General features: G+C 43.9%; 22 protein-coding genes. All 22 read left to right on the plus strand.

Annotation, left to right across the window (positions count from 1 at the left end):
• Positions 1-6: 6 nt before the first annotated feature.
• The 22 genes from NZD81_RS04405 (at position 7) to aroA (ending at position 20649) form a co-directional block, all read left to right on the plus strand.
• Positions 7-741, plus strand: a complete 735-nt coding sequence (locus NZD81_RS04405) for a hypothetical protein (protein ID WP_040082760.1) — start codon at positions 7-9, stop codon at positions 739-741.
• A 182-nt stretch (positions 742-923) separates the two neighbouring features.
• Positions 924-2402, plus strand: a complete 1479-nt coding sequence (gene spoIVA, locus NZD81_RS04410; RefSeq protein ID WP_014664418.1) for a stage IV sporulation protein A — start codon at positions 924-926, stop codon at positions 2400-2402.
• Between the two features lie 374 nt (positions 2403-2776).
• On the plus strand, positions 2777-3055 hold the full coding sequence (gene hbs / locus NZD81_RS04415; protein WP_003153447.1) for a non-specific DNA-binding protein Hbs: 279 nt from the start codon (positions 2777-2779) through the stop codon (positions 3053-3055).
• 187 nt (positions 3056-3242) lie between these two features.
• Positions 3243-3815 (plus strand): GTP cyclohydrolase I FolE, encoded by a 573-nt coding sequence (gene folE / locus NZD81_RS04420; protein ID WP_003225516.1) that lies wholly within the window; start codon positions 3243-3245, stop codon positions 3813-3815.
• Positions 3816-3836: 21 nt separating this feature from the next.
• Positions 3837-4064: a trp RNA-binding attenuation protein MtrB gene (gene mtrB, locus NZD81_RS04425; protein ID WP_003230576.1), complete on the plus strand. Its 228-nt coding sequence runs from the start codon at positions 3837-3839 to the stop codon at positions 4062-4064.
• Positions 4065-4227: 163 nt separating this feature from the next.
• The gene (gene hepS / locus NZD81_RS04430; RefSeq protein ID WP_014664416.1) at positions 4228-4983 is read left to right on the plus strand and encodes a heptaprenyl diphosphate synthase component 1; all 756 of its coding nucleotides are present in this window, start codon (positions 4228-4230) and stop codon (positions 4981-4983) included.
• A 6-nt stretch (positions 4984-4989) separates the two neighbouring features.
• Positions 4990-5691: a demethylmenaquinone methyltransferase gene (gene menG / locus NZD81_RS04435; RefSeq protein ID WP_071580461.1), complete on the plus strand. Its 702-nt coding sequence runs from the start codon at positions 4990-4992 to the stop codon at positions 5689-5691.
• A gap of 25 nt (positions 5692-5716) precedes the next feature.
• A complete protein-coding gene (hepT, locus tag NZD81_RS04440; protein ID WP_003246013.1) occupies positions 5717-6679 on the plus strand; it encodes a heptaprenyl diphosphate synthase component II in 963 nt (320 codons plus the stop codon).
• A 115-nt stretch (positions 6680-6794) separates the two neighbouring features.
• A complete protein-coding gene (gene ndk / locus NZD81_RS04445) occupies positions 6795-7244 on the plus strand; it encodes a nucleoside-diphosphate kinase (RefSeq protein WP_010886554.1) in 450 nt (149 codons plus the stop codon).
• Positions 7245-7480: 236 nt separating this feature from the next.
• Positions 7481-8251: a protein-glutamate O-methyltransferase CheR gene (gene cheR / locus NZD81_RS04450; RefSeq protein WP_014664412.1), complete on the plus strand. Its 771-nt coding sequence runs from the start codon at positions 7481-7483 to the stop codon at positions 8249-8251.
• A 74-nt stretch (positions 8252-8325) separates the two neighbouring features.
• Positions 8326-9498 (plus strand): chorismate synthase, encoded by a 1173-nt coding sequence (gene aroC / locus NZD81_RS04455; RefSeq protein ID WP_041521366.1) that lies wholly within the window; start codon positions 8326-8328, stop codon positions 9496-9498.
• A complete protein-coding gene (gene aroB, locus NZD81_RS04460) occupies positions 9498-10586 on the plus strand; it encodes a 3-dehydroquinate synthase (protein WP_040082766.1) in 1089 nt (362 codons plus the stop codon). The genes aroC and aroB overlap by 1 nt, the downstream gene beginning before the upstream one ends.
• Complete coding sequence (gene aroH, locus NZD81_RS04465; protein WP_014664409.1) at positions 10583-10966, plus strand: chorismate mutase; 384 nt, start codon at positions 10583-10585, stop codon at positions 10964-10966. Before aroB ends, aroH begins: the two co-directional genes overlap by 4 nt.
• A 216-nt stretch (positions 10967-11182) precedes the next feature.
• On the plus strand, positions 11183-12730 hold the full coding sequence (gene trpE, locus NZD81_RS04470; RefSeq protein ID WP_040082768.1) for an anthranilate synthase component I: 1548 nt from the start codon (positions 11183-11185) through the stop codon (positions 12728-12730).
• Positions 12702-13718: an anthranilate phosphoribosyltransferase gene (trpD, locus tag NZD81_RS04475; RefSeq protein WP_282372497.1), complete on the plus strand. Its 1017-nt coding sequence runs from the start codon at positions 12702-12704 to the stop codon at positions 13716-13718. The genes trpE and trpD overlap by 29 nt, the downstream gene beginning before the upstream one ends.
• Positions 13711-14463 carry an indole-3-glycerol phosphate synthase TrpC gene (gene trpC, locus NZD81_RS04480; RefSeq protein ID WP_282372495.1) on the plus strand — a complete coding sequence of 251 codons (753 nt, stop codon included), beginning with the start codon at positions 13711-13713 and terminating at the stop codon, positions 14461-14463. Before trpD ends, trpC begins: the two co-directional genes overlap by 8 nt.
• A gap of 4 nt (positions 14464-14467) precedes the next feature.
• Complete coding sequence (locus NZD81_RS04485; RefSeq protein WP_014664405.1) at positions 14468-15115, plus strand: phosphoribosylanthranilate isomerase; 648 nt, start codon at positions 14468-14470, stop codon at positions 15113-15115.
• Positions 15096-16298, plus strand: coding sequence for a tryptophan synthase subunit beta (gene trpB / locus NZD81_RS04490; RefSeq protein WP_282372494.1), 1203 nt, complete (start codon positions 15096-15098; stop codon positions 16296-16298). Before NZD81_RS04485 ends, trpB begins: the two co-directional genes overlap by 20 nt.
• Positions 16291-17094, plus strand: a complete 804-nt coding sequence (trpA, locus tag NZD81_RS04495; protein WP_040082776.1) for a tryptophan synthase subunit alpha — start codon at positions 16291-16293, stop codon at positions 17092-17094. Before trpB ends, trpA begins: the two co-directional genes overlap by 8 nt.
• Positions 17095-17104: 10 nt before the next feature.
• Positions 17105-18187, plus strand: coding sequence for a histidinol-phosphate transaminase (hisC, locus tag NZD81_RS04500; RefSeq protein ID WP_040082777.1), 1083 nt, complete (start codon positions 17105-17107; stop codon positions 18185-18187).
• A 48-nt stretch (positions 18188-18235) separates the two neighbouring features.
• Positions 18236-19351, plus strand: a complete 1116-nt coding sequence (locus tag NZD81_RS04505) for a prephenate dehydrogenase (protein WP_282372492.1) — start codon at positions 18236-18238, stop codon at positions 19349-19351.
• An 11-nt stretch (positions 19352-19362) separates the two neighbouring features.
• Positions 19363-20649: a 3-phosphoshikimate 1-carboxyvinyltransferase gene (gene aroA / locus NZD81_RS04510; RefSeq protein WP_282372491.1), complete on the plus strand. Its 1287-nt coding sequence runs from the start codon at positions 19363-19365 to the stop codon at positions 20647-20649.
• Positions 20650-20953 lie beyond the last annotated feature (304 nt).

The raw sequence follows: 20953 nt of genomic DNA on the forward strand, positions 1-20953 counted from the left end.
TGCTGTATGGGTAAACTGAAGTGCGCTATCATTTTTGCGGCAGTCGTGTTTTTATCCGGTTGTTTGTATCCGAATGAACGGAAAAGCAGTGTGCATGCCATTCCTTATCAAGACCAGCTGCAGCAGGTTCAGTCTGCTGTTGATGAATTTCAAAAGGCAAATGGAGGGCTGCTTCCGATTCAAACCAAAGATATGTCGACTCCGCTATATCAAAAATATCCGATAGACTTTAACCGGTTAGCGCCAAGATACATAGCTGAACCTCCGAGTACGGCATATGAAAGCGGGGGAGACTATCAATACGTGCTTGTTGACGTAGAGAACGATCCGACTGTTAAATTAATTGATCTGAAGATGGCTGAAAAAATTCGCGATGTGAAATTGCGTATCCAAATGTACCGTCAGGAGCATCAATATCCGCCTTACAAGGATGTGCTATCTCATGATTTATTTACACTCGATGAGAAGAAGCTGGGGGATGGAAGCTCTCTTACAGTGACAAGCCCAATCTCAGGGGATTCCTTGCCGCTTATGATTGACGGAGACGGAGAAATATATGCCGATTACCGGACTGAGCTGGCTTCTTATCTCAAAAAAAGCAAAAAAACGTTTAAACCCGGAACTGAAATCCAGGATATAATTTGGCAAGAAACCCCCTTTGTCCCCGCGTTTTCTGTGAAATATACGGTAAATGACAAGCAGGAACCTGTTTTTTTAGAAAATGATATGAAAAAGGAATGAACCTTTCTCCCTTGCATACAAATAGGGAGAAAGGTTTTTTTATACTTTAATAGATTGAGGATGAGAAATTTTCTAAAGATGTCATATTCAAATAGGACAACGTCATACACATATAGTGTCCTGTGTTTGATTGAAAGAGCTTAATAAAATTGATAAGGATAGGAAGTCCGGGAGGGGATCACTTGGAAAAGGTCGATATTTTCAAGGATATCGCTGAACGAACAGGAGGCGATATATACTTAGGAGTCGTAGGTGCTGTCCGTACAGGAAAATCCACGTTTATTAAAAAATTTATGGAGCTTGTGGTGCTCCCGAATATCAGTAACGAAGCAGACCGGGCCCGAGCGCAGGATGAACTGCCGCAAAGCGCAGCCGGCAAAACAATTATGACTACAGAGCCTAAATTTGTTCCGAATCAGGCGATGTCTGTTCATGTGTCAGACGGACTCGATGTGAATATAAGATTAGTAGATTGTGTAGGTTACACAGTGCCCGGCGCTAAAGGGTATGAAGATGAAAACGGGCCGCGGATGATCAACACGCCTTGGTACGAAGAACCGATCCCATTTCATGAGGCGGCTGAAATCGGCACACGAAAAGTCATTCAAGAACACTCGACCATAGGAGTTGTCATTACGACAGACGGCACCATTGGGGATATCGCCAGAAGTGACTATATAGAGGCTGAAGAAAGAGTCATTGAAGAGCTGAAAGAGGTTGGCAAACCCTTTATTATGGTCATCAACTCAGTCAGGCCGTATCACCCGGAAACGGAGGCTATGCGCCAGGATTTAAGCGAAAAATATGATATCCCGGTATTGGCAATGAGTGTAGAGAGCATGCGGGAATCAGATGTGCTGAGTGTGCTCAGAGAGGCCCTCTACGAGTTTCCGGTGCTTGAAGTGAATGTCAATCTCCCAAGCTGGGTAATGGTGCTGAAAGAAAACCATTGGCTGCGTGAAAGCTATCAGGAGTCCGTGAAGGAAACGGTTAAGGATATTAAACGGCTCCGGGACGTAGACAGGGTTGTCGGCCAATTTAGCGAGTTTGAGTTCATTGAAAGTGCCGGCTTAGCCGGAATTGAGCTGGGCCAAGGGGTGGCAGAAATTGATTTGTATGCGCCTGATCATCTATATGATCAAATCCTGAAAGAAGTTGTGGGCGTTGAAATCAGAGGAAGAGACCATCTGCTTGAGCTCATGCAAGACTTCGCCCATGCGAAAACAGAATATGATCAAGTGTCTGAGGCCTTAAAAATGGTCAAACAGACGGGATACGGCATCGCAGCGCCTGCTTTAGCTGATATGAGTCTTGATGAGCCGGAAATTATAAGACAGGGCTCGCGATTCGGTGTGAGGCTGAAAGCTGTCGCTCCGTCGATCCATATGATCAAAGTTGACGTCGAAAGCGAATTCGCCCCGATTATTGGAACGGAAAAACAAAGTGAAGAGCTTGTACGTTATTTAATGCAGGACTTTGAGGATGATCCGCTCTCCATTTGGAATTCCGATATATTCGGAAGATCACTGAGCTCAATTGTGAGAGAAGGGATTCAGGCGAAGCTGTCACTCATGCCTGAAAACGCACGGTATAAATTAAAAGAAACGTTAGAAAGAATCATAAACGAAGGCTCTGGCGGCTTAATCGCCATTATCCTGTAATACCGGTAGACCTCTTTATAGAATGGGAGGTCTTTTTTCTTTGCTCTTAATAATGGAAAAGGATCAAGGAATAGGATGAAAAAAGTAAAAAAAGGAATATTTGTTCGATAAATCACGTTAAATCCTTGACGAGCAAGGGATTGACGCTTTAAAATGCTTGATATGGCTTTTTATATGTGTTACTCTACATACAGAAATTCTTCACTTTGTTGGACAAACATTCCTCAGAGTGCAGTTTTTCTTAAAAAGCCGTTTAATTGTCTTTCTCTTGCCTGCTCTTATTTTTTTCTGAGACAGGTTTAGAATCAGACTGAACTGTGAAGAAATGATAATAAACGAACTGAATGTATTCCTTTTGGGAGGAGGTGAAAGGCATGAACAAAACAGAACTTATCAATGCGGTTGCAGAAGCAAGCGAATTGTCTAAAAAAGACGCTACAAAAGCAGTTGACTCTGTTTTTGATACGATCTTAGATGCACTTAAAAACGGTGATAAAATCCAACTGATCGGTTTTGGTAACTTCGAGGTGCGTGAACGTTCTGCACGTAAAGGACGCAACCCTCAAACAGGTGAAGAAATCGAAATTCCTGCAAGCAAAGTACCTGCTTTCAAACCAGGTAAAGCGCTTAAAGACGCAGTTGCCGGAAAATAATTGTGAATATAGATCGTGTATGCATCTAGCTTACATACACTTTATTTCTTCACAGAAAAGCCCCTTTCTAAGGGGCTTTTCATATTTCAAGAGCATGGGCTTCCTGACAGGGCATTCACTTTGCTTTTAGCGGGGCATGTGTGCTAGAATCGAAATTAAATGTATTCATTGGTGGAGGACATAGAACATGAAAGAAGTTAATAAAGAGCAAATCGAACAAGCTGTTCGTCAAATTTTAGAAGCGATCGGAGAAGACCCGAATAGAGAAGGGCTTCTTGATACTCCGAAAAGAGTCGCAAAGATGTATGCCGAAGTATTCTCCGGCTTGAATGAAGATCCAAAAGAACATTTCCAGACTATCTTCGGTGAAAACCATGAGGAGCTTGTTCTTGTAAAAGATATCGCGTTTCATTCTATGTGTGAGCATCACCTGGTTCCCTTTTATGGAAAAGCACATGTTGCATATATACCGCGAGGCGGAAAGGTCACCGGACTCAGCAAGCTGGCACGTGCCGTTGAAGCCGTTGCAAAGCGTCCGCAGCTTCAGGAACGCATCACTTCGACAATCGCGGAAAGCATCGTAGAAACGCTTGACCCGCATGGCGTAATGGTTGTGGTTGAAGCAGAACACATGTGCATGACGATGCGCGGTGTAAGAAAACCGGGTGCAAAAACTGTCACTTCAGCAGTCAGAGGCGTTTTTAAAGATGATGCCGCTGCCCGTGCAGAAGTACTGGAGCATATTAAACGTCAGGACTAATAAAGATAGAGGGTGCTATAAATGAATCAAAAGCATTCAAGTGATTTTGTCGTCATTAAAGCGGTTGAGGATGGAGTAAACGTGATCGGCCTGACAAGAGGAACAGACACAAAGTTTCACCATTCCGAAAAACTCGACAAGGGAGAAGTGATCATCGCTCAGTTTACAGAGCATACTTCTGCCATCAAAGTCAGAGGAGAGGCACTGATTCAAACCGCGTACGGAGAAATGAAAAGCGAAAAAAAATAAGCTGGCTGTCCCCGCTGTTAAAAGCAAATGCTCGCAAACAGCGGGAGGATACAGCCAATTTCTTTTTTTTATGCTATAATGATATCTGCGTAAGCGAATGAAAAGATAAGACTCTTACATAGATTAAGAAATAAATGTGAATTTGGGGACAAGGGTGATATTTTTGCAAGACATCTACGGAACTTTAGCCAATTTGAACACAAAATTAAAACAAAAGCTGTCTCATCCTTATTTAGCGAAGCATATTTCTGCGCCGAAAATTGATGAGGATAAGCTTCTTCTTTTTCATGCTTTATTTGAAGAAGCTGACATAAAAAACAACGACAGAGAAAATTATATTGTAACAGCGATGCTTGTACAAAGCGCCCTTGATACCCATGATGAAGTGACGACAGCTAGAGTCATAAAACGAGACGAAAACAAAAACCGCCAATTGACTGTTCTCGCGGGCGATTATTTCAGTGGGCTGTACTACTCTTTACTATCTGAAATGAAGGATATCTACATGATTCGGACGCTTGCTACAGCTATCAAAGAAATCAATGAACATAAAATTCGCCTATATGACCGTTCTTTCAAGGACGAAAACGATTTTTTCGAAAGTGTCGGCATCGTTGAATCAGCTTTATTCCATCGTGTGGCAGAACACTTCAACCTTCCGCGCTGGAAAAAGCTGTCGAGTGATTTTTTTGTATTTAAGCGGCTTATGAACGGGAATGATACATTTCTGGACGTGATCGGCAGTTTTATACAGCTTGGAAAAACAAAAGAAGAGATATTAGAAGATTGTTTTAAAAAAGCGAAAAACAGCGTTGAGTCACTTTTGCCTCTAAATTCTCCTATTCAGAACATTTTATTAAACCGTCTGAAGACAATCAGCCAAGATCAAACCTATCATCAGAAAGTGGAAGAAGGGTAAACCATTATGCAGGACTCAAAAGAACAGCGCGTACACGGAGTATTTGAAAAAATATATAAAAACTATGACCAAATGAACTCTGTCATCAGTTTTCAGCAGCATAAAAAATGGCGCGATAAAACGATGCGCATCATGGATGTAAAAGAAGGCGCCAAAGCACTCGATGTATGCTGCGGAACGGCTGACTGGACGATCGCTCTTGCAAAAGCGGCCGGCAAAAGCGGCGAGATCAAGGGCTTGGATTTCAGTGAAAATATGCTGAGTGTCGGCCAGCAGAAAGTAAAAGACGGCGGATTCAGCCAAATCGAACTGCTGCATGGAAATGCGATGGAGCTTCCTTTTGATGATGATACATTTGATTATGTCACCATTGGCTTCGGACTCCGCAACGTCCCTGATTACTTGACTGTATTGAAAGAGATGAGACGTGTAGTGAAGCCGGGCGGCCAGGTTGTATGTCTGGAAACGTCTCAACCGGAAATGTTCGGATTCAGACAGGCTTACTTTATGTACTTTAAGTACATTATGCCGTTTTTCGGAAAACTGTTTGCGAAGAGCTATAAAGAATATTCTTGGCTTCAAGAATCAGCCAGAGAATTCCCTGGAATGAAGGAACTGGCAGGCCTGTTTGAAGAGGCGGGCTTGAAAAATGTTAAATATCATTCGTTTACTGGCGGAGTCGCTGCCACGCATATCGGATGGAAATGAAAACACAGATGTTTGGGTGAATGATATGAAATTTAAAATGGCCTACTCTTTTTTAAATGACGATATTGATGTAATCGAAAGAGAACTTGAACAAACCGTACGTTCCGATTATCCGCTTTTAAGCGAGGCGGGGCTTCACCTGCTGCAGGCCGGAGGGAAACGTATTCGGCCTGTTTTCGTACTGCTTTCAGGCATGTTTGGCGATTACGATATTAATAAGATTAAATATGTGGCTGTCACTCTGGAAATGATTCACATGGCATCTCTGGTTCATGATGATGTCATTGATGATGCGGAGCTTCGCCGAGGGAAACCGACAATCAAAGCAAAGTGGGACAATCGTATTGCGATGTACACAGGCGATTATATGCTTGCGGGATCTCTTGAAATGATGACGAGAATTAACGAACCGAAAGCCCATAGGATTTTGTCGCAGACGATCGTTGAAGTTTGTCTAGGAGAAATCGAGCAGATCAAAGACAAATACAACATGGAACAAAACCTCAGAACATATCTCCGCCGTATTAAAAGAAAAACGGCTCTTTTGATCGCGGTCAGCTGCCAGCTCGGTGCCATTGCGTCTGGCGCTGATGAGAAGATTCATAAGGCGCTGTACTGGTTTGGATATTACGTCGGTATGTCTTACCAAATTATTGATGATATTCTTGATTTCACTTCAACTGAAGAAGAGCTGGGTAAACCCGTTGGAGGAGATTTGCTTCAAGGGAACGTCACATTGCCAGTGCTGTATGCCCTGAAAAATCCAGCATTAAAGAACCAGCTTAAATTGATTAACAGTGAGACAACGCAGGAACAGCTTGAACCAATCATTGAAGAAATCAAAAAAACGGATGCCATTGAAGCATCTATGGCAGTAAGCGAAATGTATTTGCAGAAAGCTTTCCAGAAATTAAATACGCTTCCCAGAGGTCGCGCGCGCTCGTCTCTTGCAGCCATCGCAAAATATATCGGTAAAAGAAAATTTTAATTTTTGTAGATATTAAGAAATTTCTCCGCCCCGGATTGATTAATTATCAGAAAGATGTTACGATTTCGGTGTGCAGTGTGAAAGCCTATACATACATAATGATGGGGTGGAGAATATGATGGAAAAGACTTTTATCATGGTGAAACCAGACGGTGTCCAACGTCAGCTCATTGGGGACATTTTATCTAGATTCGAACGTAAGGGCTTACAATTAGCTGGTGCCAAGTTAATGAGAGTGACTGAACAAATGGCTGAGAAACACTACGCCGAACATCAAGGGAAGCCTTTCTTCGGAGAGCTCGTTGAGTTTATTACTTCAGGACCTGTATTCGCAATGGTGTGGGAAGGCGAAAATGTCATTGAAGTGACGAGACAGCTGATCGGAAAGACAAATCCTAAAGAAGCTTTACCTGGTACGATTCGGGGAGATTATGGCATGTTTGTCGGGAAAAACATCATCCACGGCTCTGATTCTCTCGAAAGTGCAGAACGCGAGATTAACATTTTCTTTAAGAATGAAGAATTAGTGTCATATCAGCAGCTTATGGCAGGCTGGATCTATTAATCATTGTGAAAATATGTAACAGAGCCGGCATTATTGAACGCCGCCGGTTTTTGAACTGTTTTGTAAAGGTTTACATTGAAGTGAATAAAGGGTTCAATGGCAGTGCGCATCAGGCCTCTGCCTTTCCCAATGATCTAAAATCAGCTGAAAAGCTGATTTTTTTATTGAATTAATACAATTTCCTGATAAAACAAGCTATACTAGGACAAAAAGACAGCGAGACTGGGAGAGTAGAGATGGATACATACAGCGTTTTTACAACGAAATGGAAACAATTAACCGGAGTCGATTTGACACTATATAAAGAGTCACAAATGAAGAGAAGGCTAACATCACTTTATGAGAAAAAGGGGTTCCAAAGCTTTAAGGAATTTGCGGCGGCATTGGAAAAAGATCCCGCTCTCTTAAATGAAACATTGGACAGAATGACGATCAATGTTTCAGAATTTTATCGTAATTATAAAAGATGGGAAGTTCTTGAGACTGCAATTCTGCCGTTAATCAAGACCTCTAGACCTTTAAAGATTTGGAGTGCCGCCTGTTCAACAGGTGAGGAGCCATACACGCTTGCCATGCTTTTGGACCAGCAAAAAGGTCTTCCGGGCTATCAGATTTTGGCAACGGATATTGATGAAAAAGCATTGGAAAAAGCGAAAAAAGGCGTTTATCAGGAGCGGTCTTTACAGGAAGTGCCGTTATCAGTGAAGGATCGTTATTTTACTCAAAACACAAATGGAAGTTATGAAGTAAAACCGGGAATCAAAAAGAATATTACATTCAAAAAGCACAATCTGCTGGCGGATCGTTATGAACAAGACTTTGACTTAATCGTGTGCCGCAATGTATTTATTTACTTTACAGAAAGCGCGAAGGAAGAGCTTTATTTAAAAATGGCAAATAGCTTGAAAAAGAATGGAGTTCTTTTTGTCGGCAGCACCGAGCAAATCTTCAACCCTGAGAAATTCGGCCTGGCTCCAGCCGATACATTCTTTTATCAAAAAAGATAGACTGACTTTTTGCTGAAAAATATGTTATAGTAGTCTTACTTAAAAGCGTTAATGCGATGAAGGGAGAAGAAGTCATGAGATATTTAACAGCCGGAGAATCACACGGCCCCCAACTGACAACCATTATTGAAGGTGTGCCTGCCGGGCTTTACATAACGGAGGAAGATATCAATTTTGAGCTTGCCAGACGCCAAAAAGGCCACGGCCGCGGCCGTCGCATGCAGATCGAAAAAGACCAAGCCAAAATTATGAGTGGGGTGCGCCATGCACGTACACTCGGCTCACCAATTGCTCTCGTTGTTGAAAATAACGATTGGAAGCATTGGACAAAAATCATGGGTGCCGCTCCGATTACAGAAGATGAAGAGAAGGAAATGAAGCGCCAAATTTCCAGACCGAGACCTGGGCACGCTGACTTAAATGGCGCGATTAAATATAATCATCGTGATATGAGAAATGTGCTTGAGCGCTCTTCAGCAAGGGAAACAACTGTCAGAGTGGCGGCAGGGGCTGTTGCTAAAAAGATTCTTTCTGAGCTCGGCATTAAGGTGGCGGGCCACGTGTTGCAAATTGGCGCAGTTAAAGCTGAAAAAACAGCATATACGTCAATTGAAGACCTGCAGCGTGTAACGGAGGAGTCTCCTGTCAGATGCTACGATGAAGAGGCAGGAAAAAAAATGATGGATGCCATTGATGAAGCGAAGGCAAACGGAGATTCGATCGGCGGAATTGTGGAAGTCATTGTCGAGGGAATGCCAGTAGGTGTGGGCAGCTATGTCCATTATGACCGCAAACTGGACAGCAAGCTTGCTGCAGCTGTACTGTCAATTAACGCATTTAAAGGTGTTGAATTCGGGATCGGATTTGAGGCGGCAGGCCGAAATGGAAGTGAAGTCCATGACGAGATCATTTGGGACGAGGAAAAAGGCTACACCCGTGCCACCAACAGACTTGGAGGGCTGGAAGGCGGCATGACAACAGGGATGCCAATTGTTGTCCGCGGAGTCATGAAGCCGATTCCGACTTTGTATAAACCGCTGAAAAGTGTCGATATTGAAACGAAAGAACCGTTTTCCGCCAGCATTGAACGTTCTGACAGCTGTGCTGTTCCTGCGGCAAGTGTAGTAGCTGAAGCGGCTGTCGCTTGGGAAATTGCGAACGCAGTCGTTGAACAATTCGGCTTAGATCAAATCGACCGCATTAGAGAAAATGTGGAGAATATGAGAAAACTGTCGAGGGAATTTTAATGAAGACACTGCATGTTCAAACTGCTTCTTCGTCGTATCCTGTTTTTATCGGACAAGGCATCAGAAAAAAGGCTTGCGATCTATTAACCTCCTTAAACAGGCCTTTAACAAGGATCATGCTTGTTACGGATGAAGAGGTGGACCGCCTGTATGGCGATGAAATGCTTCATTTGCTGCAAGAAAAGTGGCCTGTGAAAAAAGTGACGGTACCGAGTGGAGAGCAGGCGAAATCCATGGACATGTATACGAAATTGCAGAGTGAAGCGATTCGTTTTCATCTGGATCGCTCCTCTTGTATCATCGCATTCGGAGGCGGTGTTGTAGGGGATCTTGCCGGTTTTGTGGCTGCCACTTTTATGCGCGGCATTGATTTCATCCAAATGCCCACGACGCTCTTGGCGCATGACAGCGCAGTCGGAGGAAAAGTAGCCGTGAACCATCCGCTTGGAAAAAATCTAATCGGTGCGTTTTACCAGCCGAAAGCCGTGCTCTACGATACAGAGTTCTTGCGTTCTCTGCCTGAAAAAGAACTTCGGTCCGGAATGGCAGAAGTAATTAAACACGCATTTATCTACGACAGAGCGTTTCTGGAAGAGCTGCTGAATGTCCGCTCACTTCGTGATATCACTAATGATCAGCTGAATGACATGATTTTTAAAGGCATTTCAATTAAAGCGTCTGTCGTTCAGCAGGATGAAAAAGAAGAGGGGATAAGAGCTTACTTAAACTTTGGGCATACGCTCGGCCATGCCGTTGAGGCGGAATATGGCTACGGGCAAATCACTCACGGTGATGCAGTAGCCCTCGGGATGCAGTTTGCTTTATATATAAGCGAAAAGACTGCAGGCTGTGAAATGGACAGAAAACGTTTGGTCAGCTGGCTAAAACGTTTGGGTTATCCAACTCAAATCAGAAAAGAGACGGAAACTTCGGTTCTCTTGGACCGTATGATGAATGATAAGAAAACCCGAGGCGGGAAGATTCAGTTTATTGTGCTCAACGAATTAGGGAAAGTTGCTGACCACACATTTTCAAGAAATGAACTTGAGAGCTGGCTGAACAAATGGCGATTGGAGGAGACATCATGATGATTCGCGGAATTCGCGGAGCAACTACAGTTGAACGGGATACTGAAGAAGAAATTTTACAAAAAACAAAACAGCTGTTAGAGAAAATCATAGAAGAAAATCAAACAAAACCGGAAGATGTTGTTCAAATGCTTCTTTCGGCTACACCTGATTTGCACTCTGTTTTCCCGGCAAAAGCTGTTCGCGAGCTTTCAGGATGGCAGTATGTACCGGTAACATGTATGCAGGAAATGGACGTAACAGGCGGTCTGAAAAAGTGCATAAGAGTCATGATGACGGTCCAGACAGATGTCCCTCAGGATCAGATCAGACATGTATATTTAGAAAAAGCCGTCGTATTGAGGCCCGATTTATCATTGACAAAAAATACTGAATTGTAATACGATAAGAACAGCTTAGAAATACACAAGAGTGTGTATAAAGCGATTAGAATGAGTTGAGTTAGAGAATAGGGTAGCAGAGAATGAGTTTAGTTGAGCTGAGACATGCATGTTTATTCTACCCAAAAGAAGTCTTTCTTTTGGGTTTATTTGTTATATAATATTTTATCCTCTCATGCCATCTTCTCATTCTCCTTGCCATAAGGAGTGAGAACATTGAATTTCCAATCAAACATTTCCGCATTTTTAAAGGACAGCTTGTCCCACCACACGATACCGATTGTGGAGACCTTCACAGTCGATACACTGACACCCATTCAAATGATAGAGAAGCTTGACAGAGAGATTACGTATCTTCTTGAAAGCAAGGACGATACATCAGCTTGGTCAAGATATTCGTTTATCGGTCTGAATCCATTTCTCACAATTAAAGAAGAACAGTGCCGATTTGCAGCCGTTGATCAGGACAGCAAATCTCTTTACACGGGAAATGAACTAAAGGACGTACTGAACTGGATGAATGCCACATACAAAATCAAAACACCTGAGCTTGGCATTCCTTTTGTCGGCGGGGCTGTCGGGTACTTAAGTTATGATATGATCCCGCTGATTGAGCCTTCTGTTCCTTCGCATACAAAAGAAACAGAAATGGAAAAGTGTATGCTGTTTGTTTGCCGGACATTAATTGCGTATGATCATGAAACCAAAAACGTCCACTTTATCCAGTATGCAAGGCTCAATGGAGAGGAAACAGAAAACGAAAAAATTGATGTGTTCCATCAAAATCATCAAGAGCTCCAACATCTCATCGAAAAAATGATGGACCAAAAAAACATAAAAGAGCTGTTTCTCTCTGTTGATTCATACAAGACACCCAGCTTTGAGACAGTATCTTCTAATTATGAAAAATCGGCTTTTATGGCTGATGTAGAAAAAATCAAAGGCTATATAAAAGCAGGCGATATCTTCCAGGGCGTTTTGTCACAAAAATTTGAGGTTCCGATAAAAGCAGATGCTTTTGAGTTATACCGAGTGCTTAGGATCGTCAATCCTTCTCCGTATATGTATTATATGAAACTACAAGACAGAGAAATAGTCGGCAGTTCTCCGGAACGGTTAATCCACGTTCAGGACGGGCACTTGGAAATCCATCCGATTGCCGGTACGAGAAAACGCGGTGCAGACAAAGCCGAAGATGAGAGGCTGAAAGTTGAGCTGATGAAGGATGAAAAAGAAAAGGCGGAGCATTACATGCTCGTTGATCTTGCACGAAACGATATCGGCAGAGTAGCAGAGTATGGGTCTGTTTCTGTGCCGGAGTTCACAAAAATTGTCTCCTTTTCACATGTCATGCACATTATCTCGGTGGTTACAGGGCAACTGAAAAAAGGGGTTCATCCCGTTGATGCACTGATGTCTGCTTTCCCGGCGGGGACTTTAACAGGAGCACCTAAAATTCGTGCCATGCAGCTTTTGCAAGAGCTCGAACCAACACCGAGAGAGACATACGGAGGGTGTATTGCCTACATTGGGTTTGACGGGAATATCGACTCTTGTATTACGATTCGCACGATGAGTGTAAAGAGCGGTGTTGCATCGATACAGGCAGGTGCCGGCATTGTTGCTGATTCTGTTCCAGAAACCGAATACGAAGAAAGCTGTAATAAAGCCGGTGCGCTGCTGAAAACGATTCATATTGCAGAAGACATGTTTCATAGCAAGGAGGATAAAGCTGATGAACAAATTTCTACAATTGTGCGTTGACGGAAAAACCCTTACAGTCGGTGAGGCTGAAGCGCTGATGAATATGATGATGGCAGCGGAAATGACTCCTTCTGAAATGGGCGGTATATTGTCTATTCTTGCTCATCGGGGAGAGACGCCAGAAGAGCTTATGGGTTTTATGAAGTCAATGCGGGCACACGCTCTTACAGTCGATGGACTTCCTGATGTCGTTGATACATGCGGAACCGGGGGAGACGGTATTTCCACTTTTAATATCTCAACGGCATCGGCAATTGTTGCCTCGGCAGCTGGCGCGAAAATCGCTAAGCATGGCAATCGCTCTGTCTCTTCTAAAAGCGGGAGCGCTGATGTTTTAGAGGAGCTAGAGGTTTCAATTCAAACTACTCCTGAGAAGGTCAAAACAAGCATTGAAACTAACAATATGGGATTTCTATTTGCGCCGCTTTATCATTCGTCTATGAAACATGTAGCAGGTACTAGAAAAGAACTAGGTTTCAGAACGGTATTTAACCTGCTCGGACCGCTAAGCAATCCTTTGCAGGCGCAGCGTCAGGTGATCGGGGTCTATTCCGTTGAAAAAGCTGGACTGATGGCAAGCGCACTAGAGTCATTTCAGCCGAAGCATGTCATGTTCGTATCAAGCCGTGACGGTTTAGATGAGCTTTCAATTACAGCGCCGACCGACGTGATTGAATTAAAGGACGGAGAGCGCCTGGAATATACGGTTTCACCCGAAGATTTTGGTTTTGTAAATGGCAGACTTGAAGATTTACAGGTGCAGTCACCGAAAGAGAGCGCTTGTCTCATTCAGAATATTTTTGAAAATAAAAGCAGCAGTTCCGCTTTATCTATAACGGCTTTTAATGCGGGTGCTGCGATTTACACGGCGGGAATTACCGACTCACTGAAGGAAGGAACGGAGCTGGCCTTAGAGACGATTACAAGCGGAGGCGCAGCTGCGCAGCTTGAACGACTAAAACAGAAAGAGGAAGAGATCTATGCTTGAAAATATCATCAAACAAAAGAAAGAAGAAGTGAAAACACTGGTTCTGCCGGTAGAGCAGCCTTTCGAAAAACGTTCATTTAAAGATGCGTTGGCAAGCCCGAATCGGTTTATCGGGCTGATTGCCGAAGTGAAGAAAGCATCACCGTCAAAAGGGCTGATTAAAGAGGATTTTGTCCCTGTACGGATTGCAAAAGACTATGAAGCTGCGAAGGCAGATGCACTTTCCGTTTTAACAGACACCCCGTTTTTTCAAGGGGAAAACAGCTATTTATCAGATGTAAAGCGCGCTGTTTCGATTCCTGTACTCAGAAAAGATTTTATTATTGATTCTCTTCAAGTGGAGGAATCAAGAAGAATCGGTGCGGATGCCATATTGTTAATCGGCGAGGTGCTTGACCCCTTACACCTCTATGAATTATATCTTGAAGCAGGCGAAAAGGGGATGGACGTGTTAGTGGAAGTTCATGATTCATCAACGCTAGAACAAATATTGAAAGTGTTCACACCTGATATTCTCGGCGTAAATAACCGAAACCTAAAGACGTTTGAAACATCTGTAAAGCAGACAGAACAAATCGCATCTCTCGTTCCGAAAGAATCTCTGCTTGTCAGCGAAAGTGGAATCGGTTCTTTAGAACATTTAACATTTGTCAACGAACATGGGGCGCGAGCTGTACTTATCGGTGAATCATTAATGAGACAAACTTCTCAGCGAAAAGCAATCCATGCTTTGTTTGGGGAGTGAGGTTGTGGAGAAACCGGCATTAAAATATTGCGGTATTCGGTCACTAAAGGATTTGCAGCTTGCGGCGCAATCGCAGGCTGACTATCTTGGCTTTATATTTGCTGAAAGCAAACGAAAAGTATCTCCGCAAGATGTGAAAAAGTGGCTGAACCAGGTTCGCGTCGAAAAAAAAGTTGCAGGTGTTTTTGTTAATGAATCAATAGAGAGGATGTCACGCATTGCTAAGGACTTGAAGCTCGACGTCATTCAGCTTCATGGTGATGAAAACCCGGCGGATGCTGATGCGCTTCGCAAGCTGACAGATTGTGAAATCTGGAAGGCGCTTCACCACCATCATAATACAACTCAAGAAATAGCCCGCTTTATAGATAATGTGGACGGCTTTGTGATTGATTCATCTGTAAAAGGGGCTAGAGGCGGAACTGGTGTTGCATTTTCATGGGATTGTGTTCCGGAATATCAGCGGGCGGTGATTGGTAAACGCTGCTTTATCGCTGGCGGCGTGAATCCGGATAGTGTCACAGGCCTATTGAAATGGCAGCCGGCAGGAATTGACCTTGCCAGCGGAATTGAAAAAAATGGGCAAAAAGATAAAAATCTGATGAGGCTTTTAGAAGAAAGGATGAACCGATATGTATCCATATCCGAATGAAATAGGCAGATACGGTGATTTTGGCGGGAAGTTTGTTCCGGAAACACTCATGCAGCCGTTAGATGAAATAGAGACAGCATTTAAACAAATCAAGGATGATCCTGTTTTTCGTGAAGAATATTATAAGCTGTTAAAGGACTATTCCGGACGGCCGACTGCATTAACATATGCTGATCGAGTCACTGAATACTTAGGCGGCGCGAAAATCTATTTGAAACGAGAAGATTTAAACCATACAGGTTCCCATAAAATCAATAATGCGTTAGGCCAAGCGCTGCTTGCTAAAAAAATGGGCAAAACGAAAATCATTGCTGAAACGGGCGCCGGACAGCACGGCGTTGCCGCTGCAACAGTCGCAGCCAAATTCGGTTTTTCGTGCATTGTGTTTATGGGCGAAGAGGATGTTGCCCGCCAGTCTCTGAACGTTTTTCGCATGAAGCTTCTTGGTGCGGAAGTAGTGCCTGTAACAAGCGGGAACGGAACATTGAAGGATGCTACAAATGAGGCGATCCGTTACTGGGTTCAGCATTGCGAGGATCATTTTTACATGATTGGATCGGTTGTCGGTCCGCACCCTTATCCGCAAGTGGTCCGCGAATTTCAAAAAATGATCGGAGAGGAAGCGAAGGATCAGCTGAAACGTATTGAAGGCGCTCTGCCTGATAAAGTAGTGGCATGTGTAGGCGGAGGAAGCAATGCGATGGGTATGTTTCAGGCATTTTTAAACGAAGATGTTGAACTGATCGGAGCTGAAGCTGCAGGGAAAGGAATAGATACTCCTCTTCATGCCGCTACTATTTCGAAAGGTACGGTAGGGGTTATTCACGGTTCATTGACATATCTCATTCAGGATGAGTTCGGGCAGATAATTGAGCCTTACTCTATTTCAGCAGGTCTCGACTATCCGGGGATCGGTCCGGAGCACGCTTACTTGCATAAGAGCGGCCGTGTCACTTATGACAGTATCACAGATGAAGAAGCGGTGAATGCATTAAAGCTCTTGTCAGAAAAAGAGGGGATTTTGCCGGCAATCGAATCTGCCCATGCGTTAGCGAAGGCATTCAAACTCGCCAAAGGAATGGATCGCGGTCGAATCATTCTCGTTTGTTTATCAGGACGGGGAGATAAGGATGTCAACACATTAATGAATGTATTGGAAAATGAGGTGAAAGCCCATGTTTAAATTAGATCTTCAACCATCAGAAAAATTGTTTATCCCGTTTATTACGGCTGGCGATCCAGTGCCTGAGGTTTCGATTGAACTGGCGAAGTCTCTCCAAAAAGCAGGCGCCACAGCACTGGAGCTTGGTGTTCCATACTCTGACCCGCTTGCAGACGGCCCGGTGATACAGCGGGCTTCAAAGCGGGCGCTTGATCAAGGAATGAATATCGTAAAGGCAATCGAATTAGGCGGAGAAATGAAAAAAAACGGAGTGAATATTCCGATTATCCTCTTTACGTATTATAATCCTGTGTTACAATTGAACAAAGAATACTTTTTCGCTTTACTGCGGGAAAATCATATTGACGGTCTGCTTGTTCCGGATCTGCCACTAGAAGAAAGCGCCAGCCTTCAAGAGGAGTGTAAAAGCCATGAGGTGACGTATATTTCTTTGGTTGCGCCGACAAGTGAAAGCCGTTTGAAAACCATTATTGAACAAGCCGAGGGCTTCGTCTACTGTGTATCTTCTCTGGGTGTGACCGGTGTCCGCAATGAGTTCAATTCATCCGTGTACCCGTTCATTCGGACTGTGAAGGATCTCAGCACTGTTCCGGTCGCTGTAGGGTTCGGTATATCAAACCGTGAACAGGTCCTAAAGATGAATGAAATTTGTGACGGTGTCGTAGTAGGAAGTGCGCTCGTCAGAAAGATAGAAGAATTAAAGGACCGGCTCACCAGCGCTGAAAAGAGAAAACAAGCGCTGCAGGAATTTGAGGAGTACGCAATGGCGTTTGGCGGCTTGTACAGTTTAAAATGAGGTGACTGATTTGCGTATCAAAGAACATTTAAAACAGCTGAAGCCTTATCAGCCCGGTAAGCCGATCGAAGCAGTGAAATCAGAATATGGCTTGGATAAAGTTGTGAAGCTTGCTTCAAACGAGAATCCGTACGGCTGTTCGGAGGCTGCAAAAGAGGCGCTTCATCATGAGATTCAACAGCTTGCCCTTTACCCAGACGGGTATAGCGCCGCTTTGCGGACAAGGCTCAGTAAGCACCTCAATGTCAGCGAAACATCACTTATTTTCGGCAACGGTTCTGATGAAATCATTCAAATCATCTGTCGGGCATTTTTAAACGATAAAACAAACACGGTTACTGCTGCCCCCACTTTTCCGCAATATAAACATAATGCGGTCATTGAAGGTGCTGAAGTACGTGAAATCGCACTTCGTCCTGACGGCTCACATGATCTAGACGCCATGTTAGAAGCGATCGACGAACAGACACAAGTCGTTTGGATATGCAGCCCGAATAATCCGACTGGCACTTATACATCTGAAGGAGAATTACTCGCATTTCTGGAGCGCGTTCCTTCACGTGTCCTTGTCGTCCTTGACGAAGCATATTATGAATATGTAACAGCCGAGGATTACCCGGAAACCGTGCCGCTCTTAAGCAAGTATTCCAATTTGATGATTTTGCGCACATTTTCAAAAGCATATGGTCTGGCTGCACTTAGAGTCGGATACGGAATTGCTGACGAGAACCTGATTCGCCAGATTGAGCCGGCGAGAGAGCCGTTTAATACGAGCCGTCTGGGCCAGGCTGCGGCGATCGCAGCACTTGATGATCAAGCGTTTATTGCTTCCTGTGTCGAGCAAAATAATGCAGGCCTTCAGCAGTATTATGATTTTGCGAAGACTCATGGTTTAAAGTGCTACCCTTCACAGACAAATTTTGTGTTAATGGACTTTAAACGCCCTGCTGATGAACTGTTTCAGGCTCTGCTGGAAAAAGGCTATATCGTCCGGTCAGGAAATGCGTTAGGTTTCCCGACATCACTCCGGATTACGATCGGAACAAAAGAGCAAAACGAAGAAATACTTGCCATTTTAGCTGAAATTTTATAAGAGGTGATCAAATGTCACCTCTTTAGTCTATAAACCAGGTGATGACGTATGAATCAAAAGAAAGATACAATATTGCTCGCCGGTCTCGGATTGATAGGCGGTTCGATTGCGCTAGCGATCAAAAAAAATCATCCCGGCAAACGGATTATCGGAATCGACATCTCTGATGAACAGGCGGTTGCCGCATTAAAGTTAGGTGTGATAGACGATCGTGCTGATTCGTTTATCAGCGGTGCGAAAGAGTCGTCTACAGTCATCATTGCGACACCAGTCGAACAAACGCTGGTTATGCTTGAAGAGCTGGCTCATTCAGGAATTGAACACGAGCTTTTGATTACGGATGTGGGAAGCACAAAGCAAAAAGTGGTTGATTATGCTGATCAAGTGCTGCCTAGCCGCTACCAATTTGTCGGAGGGCATCCGATGGCGGGTTCACATAAATCAGGGGTGGCCGCTGCGAAAGAATTCCTATTTGAAAATGCATTTTATATTTTAACACCAGGCCAGAAAACGGATAGACGAGCGGTAAGACAATTGAAAAACCTGCTGAAGGGGACGAATGCCCATTTTGTGGAAATGTCACCAGAGGAACATGATGGCGTCACGAGTGTTATTAGTCATTTTCCGCATATTGTCGCAGCAAGCCTTGTTCACCAAACTCATCATTCGGAAGACCTTTATCCGCTAGTTAAGCGTTTTGCTGCCGGCGGGTTCAGAGATATTACAAGGATTGCATCGAGCAGCCCGGCCATGTGGCGGGATATTCTACTACATAATAAAGATAAAATTTTGGATCGTTTTGATGAGTGGATTCGTGAAATTGACAAGATCCGTACATATGTAGAACAAGAAGATGCAGAAAATCTATTTCGTTATTTTAAAACAGCTAAGGATTATCGCGACGGGCTGCCGCTTCGGCAGAAGGGAGCGATACCGGCATTTTATGATTTATACGTGGATGTTCCCGATCATCCGGGTGTGATATCCGAGATAACGGCGATCTTAGCTGCGGAGCGCATCAGCATCACGAATATCCGCATTATTGAAACACGAGAGGATATTAACGGGATTTTAAGGATCAGTTTTCAGTCTGATGACGACCGCAAACGGGCAGAACAATGCATTGAAGCCCGGGCGGAATATGAAACTTTTTATGCTGATTGAGGTGGAAAAAAATGAAACTAGAAAAGGTGCAGGCTTTACACGGAGAAATACATATTCCCGGTGATAAATCCATTTCTCACCGCTCTGTTATGTTTGGCGCGTTAGCGACAGGCACAACAACAGTTAAAAACTTTCTGCCGGGAGCAGATTGTCTGAGCACAATCGATTGTTTTAGAAAAATGGGTGTTCAAATTGAGCAAAGCGGCAGCGATGTCGTGATTCACGGAAAAGGAATCGATGCCCTGGAAGAGCCAGAGTGCCTTTTAGATGTCGGAAATTCAGGTACAACAATTCGCCTGATACTCGGAATATTGGCGGGTCGTCCTTTTTACAGCGCGGTAGCAGGAGATGAGAGCATTGCGAAGCGTCCAATGAAGCGTGTTACTGAGCCTTTGAAAAAAATGGGGGCTAAAATCGACGGCAGAGCCGGTGGAGAATTTACACCGCTGTCAGTGAGCGGCGCCTCATTAAAAGGCATTGATTATGTATCACCTGTCGCAAGCGCGCAAATTAAATCTGCTGTTTTGCTGGCCGGATTACAGGCTGCGGGCACAACAACTGTCACAGAGCCCCATAAATCCCGCGACCACACTGAGCGGATGCTCTCTGCTTTTGGCGTTAAGCTTTCTGAAGATCAAACAAGTGTTTCCATTGATGGAGGCCAGAAACTGACAGCTGCTGATATTTTTGTTCCTGGAGACATTTCTTCAGCCGCGTTTTTCCTTGCTGCTGGCGCGATGATTCCAAACAGCAGAATTGTATTGAAAAACGTTGGGTTAAATCCGACTCGGACAGGTATTATTGACGTCCTTCAAAACATGGGGGCAAAACTTGAAATCAAACCATCTGCTGACAGCAGTGCAGAGCCTTATGGAGATTTGATTATAGAAACGTCCTCTCTCAAAGCAGTTGAAATCGGAGGAGATATCATTCCGCGTTTAATTGATGAAATCCCTATCATCGCGCTTCTTGCGACTCAGGCGGAAGGAACGACCGTGATTAAGGACGCGGCAGAGCTTAAAGTGAAAGAAACAAACCGCATTGACACTGTTGTTTCTGAACTTCGCAAGCTAGGTGCTGAAATTGAACCGACAGCAGATGGAATGAAGGTTTATGGCAAACAAACGCTGAAAGGCGGCGCAGCAGTGTCCAGCCACGGAGATCATCGAATCGGAATGATGCTTGGTATTGCTTCCTGTATAACAGAGGAGCCGATTGACATCGAGCACACGGATGCCATTCACGTTTCTTATCCAACCTTCTTCGAACATTTAAATAAGCTTTCCAAAAAATCCTGAAGTTTTACTTCAGGATTTTTTATGCAGATTGACTGGAAGAATCATAACTCGAGGCAAAAAAACATAGCTTGTCTTATAGAGAGGAAAGAAAAACGAAAAGGGGGGATGCGCTTTACTGACAAGCCGGCAGGTCAAAGAGCTGCTTTACTGTACAGAGGGCGATCTTCCTTTTTTTCATTTTCTATCTCAAGATCTTTTGGTAAACTAATAAGACTCAATAATTCCCTTCCGTACAGCAAGCATCTTATTTGCCGGGGGCATTCGTCTGAATTATGATAAGATTAACCCGAACAAATAAAGCTTT

This window comes from Bacillus sp. B.PNR1 (genome assembly GCF_030386235.1).
In the GTDB taxonomy this organism is placed as follows: Bacteria; Bacillota; Bacilli; order Bacillales; family Bacillaceae; genus Bacillus; species Bacillus stercoris.